This window comes from Candidatus Rokuibacteriota bacterium, assembly GCA_016188005.1.
Classification (GTDB): domain Bacteria; phylum Methylomirabilota; class Methylomirabilia; order Rokubacteriales; family CSP1-6; genus UBA12499.
Window position 1 is genome coordinate 30,085 of the sequence record JACPIQ010000095.1, and the last position, 16,508, is coordinate 46,592.

General features: G+C 71.4%; 12 protein-coding genes. All 12 read left to right on the plus strand.

What is annotated here, in order from left to right:
- Positions 1-50: 50 nt before the first annotated feature.
- The 12 genes from HYV93_18715 (at position 51) to alaS (ending at position 16,451) form a co-directional block, all read left to right on the plus strand.
- Positions 51-2,033: a tetratricopeptide repeat protein gene (locus tag HYV93_18715; GenBank protein ID MBI2528004.1), complete on the plus strand. Its 1,983-nt coding sequence runs from the start codon at positions 51-53 to the stop codon at positions 2,031-2,033.
- A 336-nt stretch (positions 2,034-2,369) separates the two neighbouring features.
- Positions 2,370-3,242: a hypothetical protein gene (locus HYV93_18720; protein ID MBI2528005.1), complete on the plus strand. Its 873-nt coding sequence runs from the start codon at positions 2,370-2,372 to the stop codon at positions 3,240-3,242.
- 635 nt (positions 3,243-3,877) lie between these two features.
- A complete protein-coding gene (locus tag HYV93_18725; GenBank protein MBI2528006.1) occupies positions 3,878-4,969 on the plus strand; it encodes a PEP-CTERM sorting domain-containing protein in 1,092 nt (363 codons plus the stop codon).
- A 72-nt stretch (positions 4,970-5,041) separates the two neighbouring features.
- Positions 5,042-7,093, plus strand: a complete 2,052-nt coding sequence (locus tag HYV93_18730; protein MBI2528007.1) for a tetratricopeptide repeat protein — start codon at positions 5,042-5,044, stop codon at positions 7,091-7,093.
- A 15-nt stretch (positions 7,094-7,108) separates the two neighbouring features.
- The gene (rimO, locus tag HYV93_18735; protein ID MBI2528008.1) at positions 7,109-8,419 is read left to right on the plus strand and encodes a 30S ribosomal protein S12 methylthiotransferase RimO; all 1,311 of its coding nucleotides are present in this window, start codon (positions 7,109-7,111) and stop codon (positions 8,417-8,419) included.
- A gap of 33 nt (positions 8,420-8,452) precedes the next feature.
- Positions 8,453-8,917 carry a phosphatidylglycerophosphatase A gene (locus tag HYV93_18740; protein MBI2528009.1) on the plus strand — a complete coding sequence of 155 codons (465 nt, stop codon included), beginning with the start codon at positions 8,453-8,455 and terminating at the stop codon, positions 8,915-8,917.
- A complete protein-coding gene (locus HYV93_18745) occupies positions 8,914-10,149 on the plus strand; it encodes a nicotinamide-nucleotide amidohydrolase family protein (GenBank protein ID MBI2528010.1) in 1,236 nt (411 codons plus the stop codon). Before HYV93_18740 ends, HYV93_18745 begins: the two co-directional genes overlap by 4 nt.
- Positions 10,149-10,745 carry an RNA 2',3'-cyclic phosphodiesterase gene (thpR, locus tag HYV93_18750; protein ID MBI2528011.1) on the plus strand — a complete coding sequence of 199 codons (597 nt, stop codon included), beginning with the start codon at positions 10,149-10,151 and terminating at the stop codon, positions 10,743-10,745. The genes HYV93_18745 and thpR overlap by 1 nt, the downstream gene beginning before the upstream one ends.
- 162 nt (positions 10,746-10,907) lie before the next feature.
- Positions 10,908-11,963, plus strand: coding sequence for a recombinase RecA (gene recA, locus HYV93_18755; GenBank protein MBI2528012.1), 1,056 nt, complete (start codon positions 10,908-10,910; stop codon positions 11,961-11,963).
- 9 nt (positions 11,964-11,972) lie between these two features.
- Positions 11,973-13,157 (plus strand): type IV pilus twitching motility protein PilT, encoded by a 1,185-nt coding sequence (locus HYV93_18760; GenBank protein ID MBI2528013.1) that lies wholly within the window; start codon positions 11,973-11,975, stop codon positions 13,155-13,157.
- Positions 13,158-13,210: 53 nt separating this feature from the next.
- On the plus strand, positions 13,211-13,711 hold the full coding sequence (locus HYV93_18765; protein MBI2528014.1) for a regulatory protein RecX: 501 nt from the start codon (positions 13,211-13,213) through the stop codon (positions 13,709-13,711).
- A 49-nt stretch (positions 13,712-13,760) separates the two neighbouring features.
- Entirely contained in the window at positions 13,761-16,451 is a 2,691-nt protein-coding gene (gene alaS, locus HYV93_18770; protein ID MBI2528015.1) for an alanine--tRNA ligase, read from the plus strand.
- Positions 16,452-16,508: the final 57 nt, after the last annotated feature.

The window sequence follows — 16,508 nt, forward strand, 5'->3', positions numbered from 1 at the left end:
CCCGTGGTCTTTCTGTTCTTTGCCGGTACAGGTTTGGTAGGCTGTGCCACGTGCTGGTCATCGCCGCGCTCCTGCTTCTCGCCGCCGCCAGCCCGGCCGCCGCCGCGGATGGGCAGTCTGCCGGCGAACCGGTCCCGGATGCTTCGACGACCCCCCCCGCGCTCGCCGCCGTCATCGAGTTGCTGAAGCGGGGGGATGCCGTCGGGGCCCTCGCCGGAGCCCGGGAGTTCGTCAAGAGCCAGCCTGGCTCGGCGGTCGGGCACGAGGTGCACGGGATCGCTGCCACGGCGAGCCGGCTGCCGCGCGAGGCCTCGGGGGCCTTCTACGAGGCGCTGCGCCTGGAGCCGGGGCGGCTCGGCGTCATGGTGCGGCTCGGGCAGCTCGCGCTGGATTGGCGCGACCCGCAGCGGGCCGAGAGCTGGTTTCGCAAGGCGCTCGCGGCGAACGCCGATCTCCACACGGCGCGACGCGGCCTCGCGGTGACCCTGCTCACGCGGCGCCAGCTCGACGCGGCGCTCGCCGAGTTGCGCGAGGTACTGAGGCGCTCGGGCGGACGGGACGTGGAGGCCAAGCGCCTCATCGGGCAGGTTTACCACGACGCGGGCCGCCCCGCCGAGGCCGAGCCCATCCTCGACGAGGTGCTGGCGGCGAGGCCTGACTCCATGGCCACGATTCTGCTCCAGGGCCTGGTCAAGCTCGAGCTGGGAAAGGACGCCGAGGCCGAGCGGCTGTTCGAGAAGGTCGTCGAGCGCGATCCCAGGTCCCCCGGGGCGCGCCTGGGGCTGGCAATGATCCAGCGGTCGCGCGGAGATCTCGCCATGGCCGCGACAGAGATGGAGAGCATCGCCAGGGACAACCCCGCGTGGTCGCTGGCTCACTTCGAGCTCGGACGCACTCTCGCGGCTCAGCGCGAGCTGGGCGCGGCGCTCCGTGCCTTCGACCGCGCCGAGCAGACCAGCCCCGCCCCTGCCGTGACACGGGTCCGAGGCGCCCAGGCTCTCTTCGTCGCGGGAGAGGCAGACCGGGCTCTCCTCCGGGCGCGGGCCTCACTCGCCTCCCCGGGCGCGGCGCCCCTCGCCCGCGCGCTCATCACTCAGATCCACCTGGCGAAGGGGATGCCCGAGACCGCCGAGCGTGAGCTCGTGAAGGCCGCGGCCGTCGCCCCTCAGGACGTGACGGCGCTCCTGCAGCTGGCCCGCTTCTATCTCGGCCAGCGCCGGCCCGCCGACGCGGCGCGCCGGTTCGAGGAGGCCGCGCAGGCGCGGCCCAACGCCTCCGGGCCGCTCGCTGGCCTCGTTGACGCCTATATGGCGCTGGGCCAGACCGACCTGGTGCTGGCCACCGGGGAGCGGCTCCTGCGTGCCCAGGGGGAGACCGCTGGCGCCTACGTGGCCTTTGCCGCGATCAACGAGAAGGCTGGGCGGCCGGCGGAGGCCCTGGCCGCCTATGCGCGCGCCCTCGACAAGGAGCCCCACCACCTGGCCGCAGCCCGGGCCCGCGCCAGCCTGCTCGAGCGTCAGCAGCGGGTGGCCGAGGCCATTCAGCTCCTCGAGGAAACAGCCCGCGCACACCCGAAGCAGACGCTGCTTCTCGTCGAGCTCGGGCGGATCCAGGAACGTGCGGGGAACCCCGCGGCTGCCGCGGCCGCCTACCGCCGCGCTCTCGAGAGCGCGCCCGCCAGCGCGGAGGTGATGAACAACCTGGCCTACCTCCTCAGTGCCGATCCGGTCAGCCGCGACGAGGCCCTGACGCTGGCCGAGCGGGCGCACGCGCTGGCACCCCGGAGCCCCGCAATCGCCGACACCCTCGGCTGGCTCCTGTACCAGAAGGGCGACCTGGGGCGGGCCGAGCCCCTCCTCGCGCAGGCTGTCCAGGCCGCGCCCGGCCTGCCAGCGATCCGCTACCACCTCGGTCTCGTCTATGCCCGCCAGGGCAAGACCGCCGAGGCCAGGCGGCAGCTCAGGGAGGCCCTCGAGGCCCCTGGCTTCACCGAGGCGGACGCGGCCAGGAAGGCGCTTGAGGCGCTGAAATAGCGGGTCCCGGCCGAGTCTCCCGCCCGGCAGCCCAGCGTGCGCCCCGCGGCAAGGCGTAAGAAGGGTCGACACCCTCTGTTCTGACGACCTCTGGCCGGCATGGAGCAACCCGTGGAAAACATTGAGGCCCGGCACGAGCAAGTCGGGAAAGCTTACAGCCCCGCCCCGCGGCGGTGCCACGAAGGAGTGAAGATCTTGTATTTGAATGCGTTTCTTTAAGTGGCACGCCGGCTGCAGTGCTTGCGCACCAGCTGAATTGGAACGCTCCAACTAACTAGTGCGCCGGATGGTTTGGGCGGGCAGGCCGGACCCAGTCGAACTCGAAAGGAGCAGAGAATGCGACGTGCCACTCTCGGGGCAGTTCTGGCGACAACAGTTCTGACCGGGCTCTTCTGGTTCAGCCCGGCGTCAGCCGGAAACATCTGGTTGACAGGCCATGACGCGGATTTCCACTGCGCGTTCGGTGCTCAGTGCAATCACTTCGGCATCGCGCTAGACTTCGCGCGGCAGGATGCGCCGGACAAGACCAAGCCGCTCCTCTTCCTGGACTCGGGGGGCGAGGTCGCCAGCGCAGCGGGATCGGCTGGCGCCAGGGCGAGGAACACCGTCGAAGGCGCAGGCTCTCCGTTCCCATTCGTCGTGGTTGACCCCTCGACGCCCGCCTTCGCGGCCTTGGCGCTGACGACCGCGTCGTTCAGCGCCATCGTGATCGCGTCGGACTCAACCTGCGGCGGTTGCGACAACAACGCCGCGGACATCGCGGCGATCAACGCCAGGACGGCTGACATCACCGACTTCTTCAATGCCGGAGGCGGCTTGGTGTACTTCGCCGGGGCCGCCAACAGGGACACCTACTACGACTCGGTGCCGATCCCCGCAGCGGCGGTTGCCGTGTCTCCGCCCTTCAGCCTGACGGCCGACGGGGTTGCGCTCGGCCTGCTGGATCCTGCGGACACCGACTGCTGCGCCACCCACAACAGCTTCTCGCTTCCTGGGGCCGGCAGTGCGCTCAAGGTGGCCGAGCTCGACTCGCTGGGCTTTGCTGAGACCCTGTTCGCCGGCGACGTGACGATCGGCGGCGGCGGCTTCGAGCCCGGCTGCGGCACTGCAACGACTCCGCCCTGCTCAGTGCCTTCTCCCGCTGCGCTGCTGCTGCTTGGCCCGGCGATCGGCGCCTTTGGATACTGGGAATGGAGGCGCCGCAAGTAAGACGCCTTAGTCGTCAGGGCTGACGATCCGGATGCCGGAGCGCCTGAGCGCCGCGGGGTAACCCCCGCGGCGCTCGCCCTGTCTGCCTGCTCGGCTCTGGCCTACGTCAACCTCCTGCCGGCCTCCTCCGGACCTCCTTCCAGGCGCCCAGACGCCGCCTTCCTCTGCAACCGTCGAGTGAGGCTCGGTCCTTGTCGGGCTTGCCCTGAGCGCCCCATAATCGCCCGCGACATCTCTCCCAGCGCCGTCACCCGGCCGAACCCGAGCAACGAAGCGCACTTGGCCGGAAGTTGGATCTCCGAAGCCTGAGGCGGAGCTGTCGGACCGGTTTACATCAGGCCGGGGCCTCAACTCAGATGCCGCGCCCGGGAATGAGTCAAACGGGTCAGGGAAGGTAGAGCCGGGGGCCCAGGACGCCGCCCGAGCGGTAGAGATGCCTGGCGATGAGCCCGTCGGGGATTACCCGAATCGGGCCGGACGCGGCACCCAGGTTTACAGCTGCAAAGGGCGTCATGCCTTCCCCCAGGCCAAACGGTTGATGCGTCAGGCAATTATCTTCGGCACGATTTCTGCTAGTGAAGCTTTGCACGAGAGTTCATTGCGAGTGCCCTATTAGTGGGCCAGAGGAGACAACCATGATTCGGAAGGCCGGAGCGTTGTGGCTATGCGTGGGGCTGGCTATGGTTCTCGTGGGCGGGTGGGCACCGCTCGCGGGCGCGGGAGGAGTGGTCACCAACGGCACCGTGACTCTTGGGATCAACGACCATGGGGCGTTGAACTTCGCTGGTACCGGGCTGATCTTCAACGCGACCGGCAACGACAGCACGTTCCCGGGTTGCACCTGCGAAGGCTGGGGCGCGGGGATCGTGAGTTCCGGCATCTCGGGATATCAGAACACCGCCTTCGGGGGACCGGTCAACCTGTCTCTGGTGAGCTTCGTCTCGACCGCCAGCACGGCCACGTCGGTCGTGAACATTAACGACCCGTCAGGTGGCCCGGCGCTGCAGGTCAGCCAGGCCTACCATCCGATCGCCGGTACGCCGAACCTGTACCAGGTCGATGTCGCGATCACGAACCTGACCGGCGCCCCTCTCGCCGCCGGAGACCTCGTCTACCGGCGGGTGATGGACTGGGACATCGAGCCGACGCCGTTCAGTGAATTCGTCACCATCCAGGGCGTGCCAGCGCTGCTGGGCGTCGCCAATGGCAACAACGTCCGGCGCACGGGCAATGACGGTTTCGACACCGCGAATCCGCTCGCCACGGTGTCCGGCGGTATGATTGGCGGCGGACCGGGGTGCGCGTCCGGCGTTCTCGCCCTGAACAGCAACTTCACCGACTGCGGTCCTGCTGACCATGGCTCGGTCTGGGATTTCGAGTTCGAGGCGCTCGCAGCCGGGGCGACCCGTAGCTTCGCCATCTTCTACGGCGCGGCGGCGACCGAGGCAGGGGCCGACCTCGCCCGTTCGATGGTCGACGGCGATCCCACGGACGTCGAGATCGGCCTGTTCTCGTACGGTCAGTGCAACAGCGGGTCCAATGCCTCCTGCAGCGAGATCACGGGCACGCCCAACACCTTCATCTTCGGCTTCGGTGCAGCGGGCGGCATCCTGCTTCCGCCTCCGCCTCCGCCCACCCCGGGCGTGCCCGAACCCGCCTCGCTGCTTCTGCTCGGCGCGGGGCTGGTCGCCGCGGCGGCCCTGAAGCGGGCGTATCGCAGGAAGTAGACGCGCCAGACACCTAGTTGCAACGCGGGGCCCTCTTCCCGTAACGTGGCAGGAAACGGGAAGGGGGCCCCGATGGTTTCTGCGCTGATCCCGATCCGGTCCGCCGTTCTGCTGGTCGCTGTGTCGATGTGGCTGGTCGCCACCGTGCCCCACTCGCTCGCCGCGCCCATGGATATCGGCGCGTCGACCGACCCCAACCTCCGCATCGATCCGCGAGCGCCCGACAGGCCCGGCGCTGCGCCGTCCCCGAAGCTCGCCGCGGCGCTCCAGGCTTACAAGGGCGGCGATTTCGACAAGGCCCTGTCCCTGGCGCGAGAGCATGTCAAGGAGCAGCCGCGCTCGGCCGTGGGCCACGAGCTGCGCGGCGCTGCGGCCATGGCCAAGGGACAGCTCAAGGAGGCCGAGGAGGCGCTCAACGAGGCGCTCCGGATCGAGCCGAAGCGGGCCGCGACCCTGGCCATGCTCGGGGAGCTGTACTACCGGCGCAACGATCCGAGGAGAGCCGAGGACCAGCTTCGACAGGCGCTGACGATCGACTCGCGGTTGCCAGGCGGTCACCGCTTCCTCGCCCTTGTGCTGTTTCGGCAAGGCAAGGTCGGGCCGGCTGTGGAGGCCGCGCGAGAGGCGGTGCGGGTCTCGGGCGACGCCGACCCGGAGGCCCATTACGTCCTCGCGTCGATGTACTTCGAGCTGGGCCGGCCGGCCGAGGCCGAGCCGTTGCTGGCCCGCGCGCTGGCCGGACGCCCCGACTCGGCCCAGACGAACACGCTTCAGGGCTTGGTCAAGCTCCAGCTCCGGAAGATCGACGAGGCGGCGACATTCCTGCAGAAGGCGGCGGCCAAGGACCCGAGCTCGCCGTGGGTACGCCTGGGCATGGCCCTCGTCCAGCGCTCGCGGGGCAACATGGCGCAGGCCCGCAGCGACCTCGAGAAGCTGGCCAAGGACCAGCCGGCCTGGCCGCTCGTCAATCTCCAGCTCGGCGAGACGCTGCTGGCCGACAAGCAGGTGGAGGCGGCCCTGCGTGCCTTCGACGCCGCCGAGAAAGCCAGCCCGAACCGTTCACTGACCCAGTTTCAGGCGGCGCGCGTGCTGCTGGCCTACGGCGAGGCCGACCGCGCCATCGCGCGGGCCCGGGGCGCCCTCGAGTCCAAGGAGGTGGCACCCGCGGCGCGCGTCGTGATCGCGCAAGCCTATCTGGCCAAGAAGAGCCCCGACCTGGCCGAGAAGGAGCTCCAGGTGGCGCTGGCGGCGGCGCCGAAGGACCCCGCGCCCGCGATGCAGCTCGGGAGCTTCTATGTCGGGCAGAAGAAGTACGCCGAGGGGCTCCGCCAGTTCGAGAAGGCGGCGAGCCTGCGCCCTGAGGCCTTCGAGCCCCTGGCCGCCCAAGCCGAGACGCGGCTCCTCCTCAAGCAGGGGGACGAGGCAGTGAAGGTGGCCGAGCGGATGGTCGAGACGCAGAAGGAGGCGCCCGATGCCTACGTCTTCCTCGGTGGCATCCAGGAGCGCGCCGGGCGCTTCCAGGACGCCGCCAGGAGCTACCAGAAGGCCATGGAGAAGCAGCCGAACCACCTGGGCGCGGCGCTCTCGCTGGCGGCGCTGCACGAGCACGAGAAGCGCCCCCAGGCGGCCGCCAAGCTGCTCCGCGAGGCCGCCGACGGCCACCCGCAGGCGGCGCTGCCGCTCGTCCGCTTGGGGATCCTCAAGGACCGCGAGGGCGACAGGCCCGCAGCCGTTGCGGCGTACCGGGCGGCGCTCCAGCGAGACGGTCGCAACGCGGTGGCGCTGAACAACCTCGCCGACGCCCTCGCGAAGGACCCGAAGACGCGCGACGAGGCGCTGGGGCTCGCCGAGCGCGCCTATCAGGCCGCGCCCCGGAGCCCGGTGATCGCCGATACGCTCGGCTGGCTCCTCTTCCAGAAGGGGACCCTCGATCGGGCCGAGCAGCTCATCGCCCAGGCGGCTACCGCCCTGCCGGGAAACTCCGAGATCCGCTACCACATGGGTCTGGTCTACGCCAAGCGCGGGAAGAAGGTCGAGGCCCGCCGGGAACTGGAGGAGGCACTCAAGTCCCCGTCCTTCCCCGAGGCGGCGGCGGCGCGGAAGGCGCTCGATCAGCTCAGGTAGCCATCGCATCTCGCCATGAAGGTCCATCTCACGACGCTCGGCTGCCCGAAGAACCAGGTGGACTCCGAGCTGATGCTCGGCATGCTGGCGGGCGCCGGCCACGAGATCACGGAGCGCGCCGAGGCGGCCGAGTGCCTCGTGGTCAACACCTGCGCGTTCATCGACCAGGCGCGCGAGGAGTCAGTCAACACGATCCTCGAGCTGGCAGAGCTCAGGGAGCGCGGCCGGGCCCGGGCCCTCATCATCACCGGCTGCCTCACCCAGCGCTATGGCGGGGAGATCCTCACGGAGATCCCCCAGGTCAGCGCCATCCTCGGCACCTCCGAGCTCCACCGCATCGTCGAGCTGGTGAGCCAGGCCGGCTCGCGCCAGGACTGGGTATCGAGCGCCCCGCCCGGGTACCTCTACGACGCCACGACGCCCCGCCTCCTCACCAGGGGGGTGCCCTACGCCTACGTGAAGATCGCGGAAGGGTGCGACATGGGTTGCACCTTCTGCGCCATCCCCCAGTTCCGCGGCCGGCACCGGAGCCGCCCCATCGGCGACATCGTCGCCGAGATCGAGCAGCTGGCCGCGCGCGGCCTCCAGGAGGCCATCCTGGTCTCCCAGGACACGCTGGCCTATGGCCGTGACCTCCCGGGCGGGGGCGACATCGGTGACCTGCTGCTGGCCCTGTCCGACACGCCCATGCCCTGGATCCGCCCCATGTACCTGCACCCGGCCCATGTCACCGACCGGCTCATCGCCCGGTGGGCCCGCGCGCGGGTCGTTCCCTATCTCGACATGCCGGTGCAGCACGCCGACGACGGGGTCCTCCGCGCCATGCGACGCGGGGTGACCGCCGCGCGCATGATGGACGTCCTGACCCGGTTCCGCGAGGCGATGCCTGGCGTGACCATCCGGACCACGGTGCTGGTGGGCTTCCCGGGGGAGACCGAGGCGGCCTTCGACCGCCTCCTGGCCTTCGTGGAGGACGCGGCCTTCGACAGGCTCGGCGTCTTCACCTACTCGGCGGAGGAGGGCACGCAGGCGGCCGGCCTGGGCGCGCAGGTCCCCGCCGAGGTGATGGCCGAGCGCGCGGCGCTCGTGCAGGAGGTGCAGGACCGGCTGGCCTGGGAGCGGCAGAAGGCGGTCTACGGCACGCGCCAGACGGTGCTCGTGGACGGACCCAGCGCGGACCCCGCCTTCCCCTTCGAGGGCCGCACGGCGGGGCAGGCGCCGGAGATCGACGGCGTGGTCTATCTGCGCGACGGGGCGCTCACGCCCGGCCGCTTCGCCGAGGTGCGGGTCGTGGAGGTGGAGGGTTACGAGCTCGTGGGTGAGTAGGCCCCGCGTGCCCGGCCCGCGAGGGCAGTTCGCCTGAAGCCCGCCGATCGGGCGGCGCTCCTGATCGCCAGCGGCGTCGGCGCCGGCTATGCGCCCGTCGCCCCGGGCACCGTCGGCAGCGCGGTGACTGTCGGGGCGCTCTGGCTCATTCCCTTCACCCCGGCAGGCCTCGTCGCCGCGCTGGTCGGCGTCACCGCCGTCGGGCTCTGGGCCGCAGGGCGCGCGGAGCGACTCCTGGGCCACAAGGACCCCGGCGTCATCGTCATCGACGAGGTGGCGGGCATGATGCTCTCCGTCCTCTTCCTGCCGCGCACGCTTCCCGTCCTCCTCACGGCCTTTCTCCTCTTCCGCCTCTTCGACATCTGGAAGCCCTTCCCCGCGCGCGAGAGCCAGGCCCTGAGCGGCGGGCTCGGCGTGATGGTGGACGACCTGGTCGCGGGGCTTTACGCCCTGATCCTCGTGATGGGGGCCCGCGCGCTGTTCGGGGTGCCGCCGTGATCGGTGCCCGCGTCATCACGGTGGGCGCGGCGCAGCTGGCGAGCAGCGAGGATGCGGCGGGGCTCGCGGTGGCGCGCGCCATCCAGGCCGAGGGGCTGCCGGTGACGGGCCGCGAGGTCGTGGATGAGGACGAAGGAGCACTGGAAGCCGCGCTCCGCCTCGGCCTCGAGACGCCGGGTGTCGTGGTGGTGCTGGCACCTCCCGGCGGCTCGAGCGGGGAGATCGTGCGCCGGGTGGTGGCGCGGCTCGCCGAGGTGCGACTCGTCCTGAGCGAGCGGCTCCTGGCTGTCCTCGAGGCGGACTTCTCCCTCCGCGGCCAGGCGATGCCGCGCCGCCTCGACCGGCTGGCCCTCCTGCCCCAGGGCGCCCACGTCTGGCCAGGTCCTGCGGGTGAGCCGGCCTGGGCCCTGGAGATCGGGAAGACGCTGGTGGCCGTGCTCCCGGCGGACGCCGCCCATCTGCCGGCCCTGACGGAAGAGCAGCTGCGGCCGGCCCTGCGGCAGCGCCTCGGAGCGGGGGAGGCGGCGATACTGCGCACGCTCAGGACGGCCGGGCTGGCGGCGGCGGAGGCCGAAGCGCGCCTCGGGCCGTGGCTCGGCAAGGAGGGCCCGGTCTCGGTCTCCTGCGTGCTCGCGGAAGGCGAGATGTGGGTGAGGCTCCTGGCGCGCGGGGCCTCGCGGGGCCTCGCGGCGGCGGCACTCCAGGCGGTCGAGGACGAGGTGGCCCGGGCGCTCGGCGTGGACTGCTACGGCCGCGACGGAGAGTCCCTCGAGCAGGCGCTCGGAAGCCTCCTGGTCGCGCGTGGGCTCACGCTCTCGGTGGCGGAGTCCTGCACGGGCGGCCTCCTCGCGAGCCGGCTGACCGATGTGCCGGGCTCGTCCCGCTACTTCGACCGGGGCGTGATCGTCTACTCCAACGAGGCGAAGGAGGAACTGCTGGGCGTGCCCCGGGCCCTGCTGCGCGCCCACGGCGCCGTGAGCGCTCCCGTGGCCGAGGCGATGGTGCGCGGCATCTGCACCGCCTCGAAGTCTCCGTGCGGCCTCGCCGTGACCGGCATCGCCGGGCCGGACGGCGGCACGCCGGAGAAACCGGTCGGGACCGTGTTCATCGCCGTCGCCTCGCCCGCGGCCGTCGAGGTCAGCCGCTTCCGCTTCGCCGGCTCCCGCGGGGCGGTCAAGTGGCGGTCCTCCCAGGCGGCGCTCGACGGGCTCCGGCGCCTGCTGCTTCGCTGATGCCGCGGGCCTTCGTCGCGCTGCTGATCAGCGACGAGGCCCGGGGGGCCGTGGCCGCCGAGATCGAGCGGCTGAGACCGCTCTCCCGCGCGGTGGCCTGGGTGCCCCCGCCCAACCTGCACCTCACGCTGCGCTTCCTCGGGGAGCAGGGTGAGGATGCGCTCCGGCAGGTGCGCGGCGCGCTCGAGGAGGCCGCCGCGACCACGGGGCCCTTCACGCTGGGGCTTCACGGCCTCGGCGCCTTTCCGGGCTTCGAGCGGCCGCGCATCCTGTGGATCGGCGTTGCCCAGGGCGCGCTCGAGGTGCGCGAGCTCCAGGCGAATGTCGAGCGGGCCCTCGAGCGCGCGGGGTTCGCCCGCGAGCCGCGCCCGTGGCATCCGCACCTCACCATCGGGCGTGTGTTCGACGAGCGGCGGTGGCGTCGGGAGACGAGCCTCGAGTTGCGACAGGCCGTGGCCCGGGCGGGCAGCCTCCCCTTCGCCTCCGTGCCCGTCGCGGCGCTGTCCCTCATGCGGAGCGATCTCTCGCCCGCAGGCGCCCGCTACAGCGAGCTCGCCTCCGTGACGCTCGGATCCGTATCAGATTCGGGACATTGACAGGCGCCCGGCGAGCCCCAAGACTGGCGGTTGAGCGCCCGCGCTCGATTGACTTTGGGAGGATCGGCCCCCTACAATGTCGCAACCGCGCGTGGAATCGTTTTCTTGCCCCTGCCCCCGCCTCCCGACGGGGAGAGGTCCGGACGGGTTGAGGAGATCCCAATGGCCGAAGTGAAAAGCGACCGCCGTCAGGCCCTCGAGCTGGCGCTGGCATCCATCGACAGGCAGTTCGGCAAGGGCGCCATCATGCGCCTCGGCCAGGGTGGGGCGTTCGACGAGATCGCCGTGATCCCGACGGGCGCGCTCTCGCTCGACGTGGCGCTCGGCATTGGCGGCATCCCCCGCGGCCGCGTCACCGAGATCTACGGTCCGGAGTCCTCCGGCAAGACGACGCTGGCGCTGCACGTCATCGCGGAAGCGCAGCGCGCCGGCGGCACCGCGGCCTTCATCGACGCCGAGCATGCGCTCGACCCGATCTACGCCAAGAACCTCGGCGTCAACACCGACGAGTTGCTCATCTCGCAGCCGGACACGGGCGAGCAGGCGCTCGAGATCGCCGAGACCCTCGTGCGCTCCAACGCCGTGGACGTCATCGTGATCGACTCCGTCGCCGCCCTCGTGCCGCGCGCCGAGCTCGACGGTGACATGGGCGACTCGCTGCCGGGGCTGCAGGCGCGCCTCATGTCCCAGGCCCTCCGCAAGCTCACCGCCGCCATCTCGCGCTCCGGCGGCAGCGTGATCTTCATCAACCAGATCCGCGAGAAGATCGGCGTCATGTTCGGATCGCCCGAGACCACGACGGGCGGGCGCGCGTTGAAGTTCTACTCCTCCATCCGTCTCGACATCCGCCGGCAGGATACGATCAAGAACGGCACCGAGTCGATCGGCGTGCGTACCAAGGTCAAGGTGGTCAAGAACAAGCTGGCGCCGCCGTTCCGCGAGGCCGAGTTCGACGTCATCTACGGCGAGGGCATCTCGAAGGAGGGCAGCGTGCTGGACGCGGCCGTCGAGCAGAATGTCGTGGAGAAGTCGGGGACCTGGTACACGTACAAGAGCGAGCGGATCGGGCAGGGCCGCGAGAACGCCAAGCGCCACCTCAGGGAGAACCCGAAGACGCTCCTGGACCTGGAGGTCAAGGTGCGTGCCGCGCTGGGGCTCAGGCCCGCCGGCGGCCCGCCGGCGGCCGCCGCCGACAAGCCCGACAAGCCCGCCCGGTAGGAGGCAGGTATGGATCTGGATGAGCTGCTGACCTTCGCGGTGAAGCGGCAGGCCTCCGATCTCCACCTCAAGGCCAACACGCACCCCGTGCTGCGCATTCACGGCCACCTCGAGGTCCAGGACGACGTGCCGCCGGTCACGCGGGAGTTCATGCGGCGCACGGCCATGCGGCTCCTCGGCGAGGACCGTTACAACGACCTCATGGGCGGGCAGGAGAAGGACCTCGGGTACGCGCTCGAGGGGTTCGGCCGCTTCCGCGTGAACCTCTTCCTCTCCCAGGGCGAGGTGCGCGCTGTCCTCCGCCACATCCCCGGGCGCATCCCGGCCTTCGAGGAATTGCACCTGCCCAAGGCCCTCGAGCGGCTGGCCATGGAGCGCCGCGGGATGGTGCTGGTCACCGGCATCACCGGCTCAGGCAAGTCCACCACGCTGGCCGCCATGATCGACTTCATGAACCGGAGCCGGAACGACCACATCGTCACCATCGAGGACCCCATCGAGTTCGTGCACGACGACCGCAAGTGCGTCATCAGCCAGCGCGAGATCGGCCAGGACTCGACCACCTTCGCCCAGGCGCTCCGGGCCGCCCTGCGCCAGGACCCGGACATCATCCTCGTGGGCGAGATGCGGGACGCCGAGACCATGGAGGTGGCGCTGCACGCGGCCGAGACCGGGCACCTCGTCCTCTCGACGCTGCACACCCTGAACGCCACGGAGACGGTGAACCGCATCATCTCCACCTTCCCGCCTCACCAGGAGGACCAGATCCGCGGCCAGCTCTCGGCGGTGATGCAGGGCATCGTCTCCCAGCGCCTCGTGGTCCGCGCGGACGGCAAGGGGCGCGTGCCGGCTGTCGAGGTGATGGTCGGCACAGGTCTCATCCGGGAGTGCATCCGTGAGGCGGCCAAGACACCGCAGCTCCCGGCCGTCATCGCCGCCGGCCAGTCTCAGTACGGCATGCAGACCTTCGACCAGTCGCTCCTCGGTCTCTACCGCGAGGAGATGATCACGTACGAGACGGCGCGGGATGCAGCCACCAACCCCGACGACTTCGACCTGAAGGTGAAGGGGATCTTCTCCACCGGCGAGATGACCTGGGAGACGAGCGCCCAGCCGCAGCCGGCCCCGGGAGCGCCGCCGCCCGGACGCTCGCCCGGCGGGGCGCCGGGGGGGCCGTTCTTCAAGAAGGGGTAGCGGTGCCGCGGCGGCGGCCGCGCCGGCCTCCGGACGCGGGGCCCGTACCTCCGATGGACGCGAAGGCCGCCCGGGTGGCGGCCTTCGATCTCCTCGCGCGCAAAGCCTGGAGCGCCCGCGAGCTGACGGCCCGCCTGGCGCGCCGGGGCGCCCCGGCCGAGGTCGCCCGCGCCGTGGTCGCCGACCTCGAGTCCCGGGGCTACGTCAACGACGAGGACTTCGCGCGCTGGTGGGCCGAGGTGCGGGCGCGCGGGCGGAAGGTCGGCAGCTTGCGGCTCGCCCGGGAGCTGCGCACCCGTGGGATTGCCCCGGCGCTGGCGGCCGCGGCGGTGGCTTCGGCCTTCGCCGAGGTGCCGGAGGCGGAACGGGCGCTCGAGGCGGCCCGCCGGCGGCTCCCGGCGCTGCTGCGCGCCCGGCCCGAACGGGCTCCGGCGCGGCTCGGCGACTACCTGCTCCGGCGCGGCTATCCCGCGCGCGTCGCGCTCGCGACGGTGACGCGGCTGCTCGGGGGGCCCGAGGCGGCGGAGGAGCCCTGGGACGAGCCCCGCGCGTGAGCGTGCGTATAATCGGGGAGAGCGAGATCGTGACCCAGTGGGAGCTCACATGACGAGCGGCAACGAGCTGCGCCAGCGTTTCCTCGACTACTTCGGCCGCAACGGCCACACCGTGGTGCGCTCCTCGCCGCTGGTGCCTGCCCAGGACCCGACCCTGCTCTTCACCAATGCCGGCATGGTCCAGTTCAAGTCCGTCTTCCTGGGCGAGGAGAAGCGGCCCTACGTGCGCGCGGCCTCGGCGCAGAAGTGCGTGCGCGCGGGCGGCAAGCACAACGACCTGGAGAACGTGGGCCGGACCGCTCGGCATCACACCTTCTTCGAGATGCTGGGCAACTTCTCCTTCGGCGACTACTTCAAGCGGGAGGCAGTGGGCTACGCCTGGGAGTTCCTCACGAAGGAGCTGGGGCTCCCCACGGACCGGCTCAAGGCCACCGTGTACACCGACGACGACGAGGCCTTCGGACTCTGGCAGGAGGTGGCGGGCCTCGCCGGGGACCGCATCCTCCGCCTGGGCGAGGCGGACAACTTCTGGGCCATGGGCGACACCGGGCCCTGCGGGCCCTGCTCGGAGATCCACGTCCACCAGGGCGATCACCTGCCGTGTGCCGAGGTGGCCGCAGGGCGCCGCTGCCTCGGGCCGGCCTGCGAGTGCGACCGGTGGCTGGAGGTGTGGAACCTGGTCTTCATGCAGTTCAATCGCGACGCCGGCGGGCGCCTGACGCCCCTGCCGCGCCCGTCCATTGACACGGGCATGGGGCTCGAGCGGATCGCGGCCGTGCTCCAGGGCAAGGAGTCCAGCTTCCAGACCGACCTGATCCGCCCGCTCATCGCCCATGTGGAACAGCTGGCGCGGACGCGATACGGCGAGCCGGGGCCAGCCGGCGCCGAGCAGGATGTCTGCATGCGGGTGATCGCCGACCACGCGCGCGCGGCCAGCTTCCTGATCACCGACGGCGTCACCCCCTCCAACGAGTGGCGCGGCTACGTCCTCCGCCGCATCATGCGCCGGGCCATGCGTCACGGCCGCATGCTGGGGCTCCGCGAGCCGTTCCTCTGGCAGGTCACGGCCACCGTGGCGGAGACCCTGGGCGGGGCCTACCCCGAGATCCGGGAGCAGCATCCGCGCGTGGCCGAGACGGTGCGGCTCGAGGAGGAGCGCTTCGCCGAGACCCTCGACCTCGGCACGGCGAAGATCCGCGAATACCTGGCGACCCGGCAGGAGGAGGCCCGCAAGGTCGTGGACGGCAAGTTCCTCTTCACCCTCTACGACACTCACGGCTTCCCCACCGACCTCGCCCAGGAGATGTTCCAGGACGCCGGCTGGTCCGTGCCCCCGGAGAGCCTCGAGGCCTACGAGCGCGAGATGGAGGCCCAGCGCGAGCGGGCCAGAGGCGTGCGGGTGTTTGCCGCGGACGAGGCGGCGCCCTCGAACGCGGTGTTCGCGGAGTTGAGCGCTGCGCTGCCCAGGCCCGTTTTCCTCGGCTACACGGCCCTGGCCACGCCCGCGCGCATCCTCGCCATGGTGGCCGGAGGGCGGCGGCGCTCCGAGGCGTCGGGCGGCGAGATGGTGGAGGTCGTCCTCGACCGCACGCCGGCCTACGCCGAGTCGGGCGGCCAGGTGGGCGATACCGGCACGCTCGTGGGCCGGGACGGTCAGGGCGAGATCCTCGACACCTATCACCGCGGCGCCCAGCTCATCGTCCACGCCGTCCGGGTGACGCGGGGGGCGCTCCGCGAGGGCGACGAGGTCGCGGTGAACGTGGAGCCGCGCCGCCGCCAGGGGCTCCGGCTTCACCACACGGGGACGCACCTCCTTCACGCTGCCCTGCGGCGGGTCCTCGGCACCCACGTGACCCAGGCGGGTTCGCTGGTGGCACCCGACCACCTGCGCTTCGACTTCTCCCACGGGGGCGCCCTCAAGACGCGGGAGGTCGAGGAGGTGGAATCGCTCGTCAACGAGCAGGTGCAGGCCAACATCGCCGTCAGGCCCGAGGAGATGGATCTCCAGGCCGCCCTCAGGAGTGGGGCCATGGCGCTCTTCGGCGAGAAGTACGGTGACCGCGTCCGGGTGGTGAGGATCGGCGACTTCTCGACGGAGCTGTGCGGCGGGACGCATCTGGACGCCACGGGGCAGATCGGGCTCTTCAAGGTGACCTCGGAAGGCGCGGTGGCCTCCGGCGTGCGCCGCATCGAGGCCGTGACCGGCGATGCCGCGCTCCGGCACGTGGGGCAGGAGGAGCAGGCCCTCCGCGAGGCGGCCGGACTGCTGCGGATCCCGCCCCTCGAGCTGCCGCGCCGGCTGCAGAAGCTCCTGGATGAGCAGCGGCAGCTCGAGAAGCAGCTCCAGGAGCTCGAGGGGCGCCTGGTCCGGAGCCGCGCCCTGGAGCTCATCGCCAGCGCGAAAGAGGTGGCGGGCGTGCCGGTGCTCGCCGCGCGCCTGGACGGCCTCGACCCCGAGGGGCTGCGCTCGGTTGTGGATCTCCTCCGCGCGAGGCTCGGCTCGGGCGTCATGTGCCTGGGCGCCGTCACCGAGGGCAAGGTCAATCTGGTGGCCTCCGTCTCCCGGGACCTCACGGGGCGCTTCCAGGCGGGCCGGCTCATCCAGGAGGTGGCCAGGCTGGTCGGCGGCGGCGGCGGCGGGCGTCCAGACCTGGCCCAGGCGGGGGGCAAGGATCCCTCCAGTCTCGACGCCGCCCTGGCGCTGGTGCCGGCCTGGGTCGAGCGCGTGGCCCGGGGCTGACCGCCGCCGCCCTCGAACCGGGAGCACCCCTCATCGGGACACCCTCGATCGCGCGCG